Here is a 4,776-nt window from a genome sequence, read left to right as displayed (position 1 = left end):
ACCAGGTACGACAAGCTCGCCGTCCGCTACGAGTCGACCGTCCAACTCACCCTCATACGGCAGGCGCTGTGACCACATCTCAAACACGTCCTAGCAGTGCACCGCTTCGTCGCTCATTAGGTGGCGGACCGGCCTTCGCGTCGAGTCCTGGGATTAGGTCGCTGCGTGGACCGCATGCGCTCGCAACCAGCGCAAACACCGAACACTGGGAGGGGAAAGATCGTGATCTATTGCGGCATCGACTGGGCGGAGAAGACACACGACGTCGCCCTGGTCGACGACAGCGGCCAGTTACTGGCCAAGCGGCACATCACCGACGACGCGACCGGCTACAAGATCCTGCTGGACCTGCTTGCCGAGTACGGCGACACCGAAGAGGACCCGATCCCGGTCGCGATCGGGACCTCCCGCGGCCTGCTGGTCGCCGTGCTGGGGGCCAGCAAGCGGCAGGTGTTCGCGATCAACCCGATGGCCGCCGCCCGCTACCGTGACCGCCATTCGGTCTCGCGGAAGAAGTCCGACGCCGGCGACGCCCTGGTCCTCGCCAACATCCTCCGCACCGACATGCACGCCCACCGACCGCTTCCCCAGGACAGCGACCTGACTCGCGCCGTCGCCGTCCTCGCTCGGGCCCAGCAGGACGCCACCTGGAACCGTCAGCAGATCTCCAACCAGCTCCGCTCCCTGCTGCGCGAGTACTACCCGGCCGCCCTGGCGGCCGTCGAACCATGGAAGAACGGACTCTGCCGGCCCGAGGCTCGCGAGTTCCTGAAGGTGGCCCCGACTCCGACTAGGGCTGCTCGCCTGACCCGTACGCAGTTGCAGGCTGTGCTCAAACGGGCTGGTCGCCAACGGGGCATCGCAGCTGAGGCTGGGCGGCTCCGCGAGGTCTTCCGGACCGACTGGGCACATCAGCCGCCGCTGGTCGAGGATGCGCTCGGCAAGCAGATGCTCGCCCTCCTCGTCCAGCTGGAGGCCGCCTGCGCCGCCGCTGACAACCTCGCCGAGGCAGTCGAAGAGGTGTTCCCTCAGCATCCGGACGCAGAGATCATCCTCAGCTTCCCCGGCCTGGGCACCCAGCTCGGCGCCCGGGTGCTCGCCGAGATCGGCGACGACCGACAACGGTTCGCCGACGCCCGCGGCCTCAAGGCATACGCCGGCGCCTCACCCATCACACGGGCCTCCGGCAAGAAATCCAGCATCACCCGACGCTGGGTGAAGAACGACCGCCTGAACCACGCCGGATACCTCTGGGCGTTCTCCGCAATCACCGCCTCGCCCGGCGCTAAAGCCCAAGGCCGTGAAGTTACGGTCCGGGATCCGACGTCAAGATGTCGATGCTGATGGTGGCCTTGTAGGTGTGGCGGTCGACCTTGATGCTCTTGTAGGCGTATCGGGACAAGGGTCGTTTGACCGCGCGGGGGCCGAGGCGGACTCGCCGGGCGGGCATGAGGGTGCCCAGGACGGCGTGCCCGATCGCGCCGACGAGGTCGATGACGGTGTCGGCGATCACGCCCTGGGCCTGGACGATCTGGTCGCGGGCGGTGTTCAGGGCGATGGAGAAGCTGCAGCGGTCGGGATCGGTGCCGGTTGCCTGGGTGGCGTCGGCTATAGCGATTCGGATCACCTGATAGGCGGTCAGGAGCGTGTAGATCTCCTGGGCGATGCCGGGCCAGGTGCGGGAGCGTAGGACGCGTCGGCCGAGCATCGATTTCTTGATCTCGAAGTAGGCCGATTCCACTTCCCATCGTTCGTGATACAGCCTGACCAGGTCGAATGCGGGGTGGGTGCGGTGGTCAAGGAGTGTGGTGGCCAGCCGGTAGGCGCCGGTGCGGCGGCCTGCGCTGGTGGCGATGGTGATTTCGCAGATGACGATGCGGACCTCGACGTCACCGATCCTGGACAGGAACGAGCCGTCAGGGCAGGTGGCCAGGACGGGCGGTTTGCGTCCCGAGGAGAGACGGGCGAGGAAGTCCGCTCCGGTGCCGGCGACGGTCGTCAGGAAGGGGTTGGAGGAGAATCCCCGGTCCAGCAGGACGATCATGCCGCCTGTCAGGGAGCGTGCCAGGCGGCGGCCCAGGACGGATTCGCCGGGCTTGCGCGGCCCGAAGACCGCGTCGATGATCGCGCGGGTGCCGCAGGCGACGAGTGTCACCAGCATGACCTGCGGGTATCCCGAGGCGGCGGTGTACTGGTTGGATCCCTTGCCCAGCTTGGCGCGGACCGCCTGGTCGTCCGCGACGTCCAGGTGGGTGCCGTCGATCGCGACGACGAGCAGGCCCTTCCAGCGTGCTCCGGTCGTACGGATCGCGCAGGCGGGTCCGCGCAGCAGGTCGAACAGGGCCCGCACCGGGCGGACACCGAGCCGGCAGCGGGCGTGCCACAGCGCGGTCGCGGTCACTTCAACCAGCGGCAGCCCCACCAGGGCGCCCGTGAGCTTGCGCCATACCTCGCGATAGCCGCAGTCCTCGAACAGGGCCGCGGCCAGCAGCAGGTAGACCACGACCCGTGCGGGCAGTTTCCGCAGCCGCTGCTGGACGGTTCCGCACTCGACAAGCACGGCATCGACCAGCTCGAACGGAACGATCCTGGTCAACTCGCCCAGGTGGCCCGGTGCATAGAGCCCTTCGGCCACCGTGACGACACGCGTGATGGCAGACTGTCCGGACAGCGGAGCCTCCGGTGAGTGAACGGTTGTCTTGGTCGACTGCCAGTTCTACCGGGGCTCCGCTTCCTACATCCGGCAAACCCATAGATCACAGCCGCCTGGACAGTCGCACGCAAGCCGTAACTTCACGGCCTTGCGCCAAAGCGTCCCCGTGACAGTCCTGTCCGTCCGACCGGCGACAGCGTGAACCCCACGCCACCGATCGGGAGGAACAGCGTGAACGACAGCGAACAGCCTAGGTCTGGGCATGTGGTGATCGGCGTCGACACACACAAGCACGTACACGTCGCGGCAGTTATGGACACCATCGGCGGGATCCTGGCGACATTGACGATCCCCACGGACACCGGCGGATTCCAGCAACTCCTGGACTGGGCAGCGTCGTTCGGCAAGGTGCTCGCATTCGGGGTCGAGGGCACCGGCTCCTACGGCGCCACCCTGGCCTCTTTCCTGCGCCGGGCCGGCCACAAGGTGGTCGAGGCCGGCCGGCCGGACCGACGGCTGCGGCGGATGAACGGCAAGTCCGACACCCTGGACGCCGAGAACGCCGCCCGCGCCGTCCTCGCCGGATTTGCGACGGCCACGCCCAAGAGCGCAGACGGCGAGGCCGAGATGATCCGTCAGCTCAAGATTGCCCATGATCAGGCCGTCGAACAGCGCACGGCCGCGATGGTCACGATGAAGGCGATGCTCGTCCACGCTTCGGACGCCCTGCGTCGGGAGACTGCCGGCAAGACACAGATCAGCCTGGCGCGGCAGCTGGCAGCTCTGCGTCCTCGCCGTCTGGAAGGACCCGAGGACGCCCTTCGGCACACCCTGCGAACACTTGCCAAGCGGTGGCAGTACCTGGACGCCGAGGCCAAGGAACTGACGAAGATGATCGGCGACCTGGTCCAGCGAGTTGCCCCGCAACTGCTCGAGCCCTTCGGTATCGGCGTGGACACGGCCGCGGAGATCCTCGTCGTGGCCGGCGACAACCCCGAGCGGATCAAGTCTGAGGCCGCTCTCGCCAAGCTCGCGGGCATCGCGCCCGTGCCCACCGGCTCCGGCATGACCAGCGGCAGGCACCGCATCAACCACGGCGGCCATCGCCAGCTCAACGCCGCGATCTACCGAACCGTCATCGTCCATATGCGATTCCACCAGCCCACCATCGACTACGTCGCCCGCCGCACCACCAAGGGCAAGACGAAACGCGAGATCATCCGATGCCTCAAACGCTACGTCATCCGCGAGGTCTACCACTTGCTTCGGCCCGCCCCACGGACAGCCTCGGCAGCGAGCTGACAACTATAGGAGTCGACCGTTCACCTGCGGTGACGCCCCGCAGGCGTGAAAATCGGTACAGGGGCTGTCCGCCGACGCCGTTTGATGTTTGGGCCGTGAGCCCGCATAGGAGTCTGGTGAGGGAGCCGCCCGAGGGGCCGCACACTGTCGCTTTGAGCACGCCGATCAGCTTCTCCGACCCCCTCAGGCTCCCCGGGCAGCCCCTGCCCGAACCAGCACAACAGGGGGTACCTGATGGAGGACTCAAGAGAAGAGCACGACGACGGGACGGTCGCGCGAGTCGCGGCGATCGACATCGCCAAGGCATCCGGCATGGTCTGCCTGCGCGTCCCGCATGACACCATTGAGGGCCGGCGCGTCCAGCAGGTCTGGAACGTCGCCTCGACCACCAACGCGATCCTGGAACTCGGTGACCGGCTGGTCTGCCAGGGCGTCGAGCGGGTCGTCATGGAAGCGACGGGCTCGTACTGGCGCCCGTTCTTCTACTTGCTGGAGGCCCGCGGACTGGACTGCTGGCTCGTCAACGCCCGCGATGTGAAGAACGTCCCCGGGCGCCCGAAGACCGACAAGCTGGATGCGGTCTGGCTGGCCAAGCTCGCCGAACGCGGCATGGTCCGGGCCTCGTTCGTCCCGCCGAAGGCCGTCCGGCGGTTGCGGGACTTCACCCGGACCCGCACCGTGTTCGTCCAGGAACGCACTCGCCACAAGCACCGGGTGGACAAGGCCCTACAAGACGCGCAGGTCAAACTGTCCGACGTCGTCTCGGATCTCTTCGGCATGTCGGGCCGGGCCATGCTCGATGCGCTGGTCGCCGGTGAACG

3 protein-coding genes and 1 pseudogene are annotated in these 4,776 nt (G+C 67.3%); 3 read left to right on the top strand and 1 reads right to left on the bottom strand.

Annotation, left to right across the window (positions count from 1 at the left end):
* Positions 1 to 174: 174 nt before the first annotated feature.
* Positions 175 to 1,302, top strand: a pseudogene (locus ACIA8E_RS41535) (IS110 family transposase); the annotation flags it as partial.
* Between the two features lie 4 nt (positions 1,303 to 1,306).
* On the opposite strand, the gene ACIA8E_RS41530 reads toward ACIA8E_RS41535, so the two are convergent.
* Complete coding sequence (locus ACIA8E_RS41530) at positions 1,307 to 2,635, bottom strand: IS4 family transposase (RefSeq protein WP_356506264.1); 1,329 nt, start codon at positions 2,633 to 2,635, stop codon at positions 1,307 to 1,309.
* A gap of 249 nt (positions 2,636 to 2,884) precedes the next feature.
* On the opposite strand from ACIA8E_RS41530, the gene ACIA8E_RS41525 reads away from it, so the two are divergent.
* Positions 2,885 to 3,955 carry an IS110 family transposase gene (locus ACIA8E_RS41525; protein WP_399307247.1) on the top strand — a complete coding sequence of 357 codons (1,071 nt, stop codon included), beginning with the start codon at positions 2,885 to 2,887 and terminating at the stop codon, positions 3,953 to 3,955.
* 234 nt (positions 3,956 to 4,189) lie between these two features.
* Positions 4,190 to 4,776 (top strand): transposase (locus ACIA8E_RS41520; RefSeq protein WP_399307245.1); only part of this gene is annotated, 587 nt, incomplete at its 3' end.

This window comes from Streptomyces sp. NPDC051664, from assembly GCF_044453545.1.
Classification (GTDB): domain Bacteria; phylum Actinomycetota; class Actinomycetes; order Streptomycetales; family Streptomycetaceae; genus Streptomyces.
Note: the sequence above shows the minus strand (reverse complement) of the source record. Positions and strands in the feature narration are given on the sequence as shown.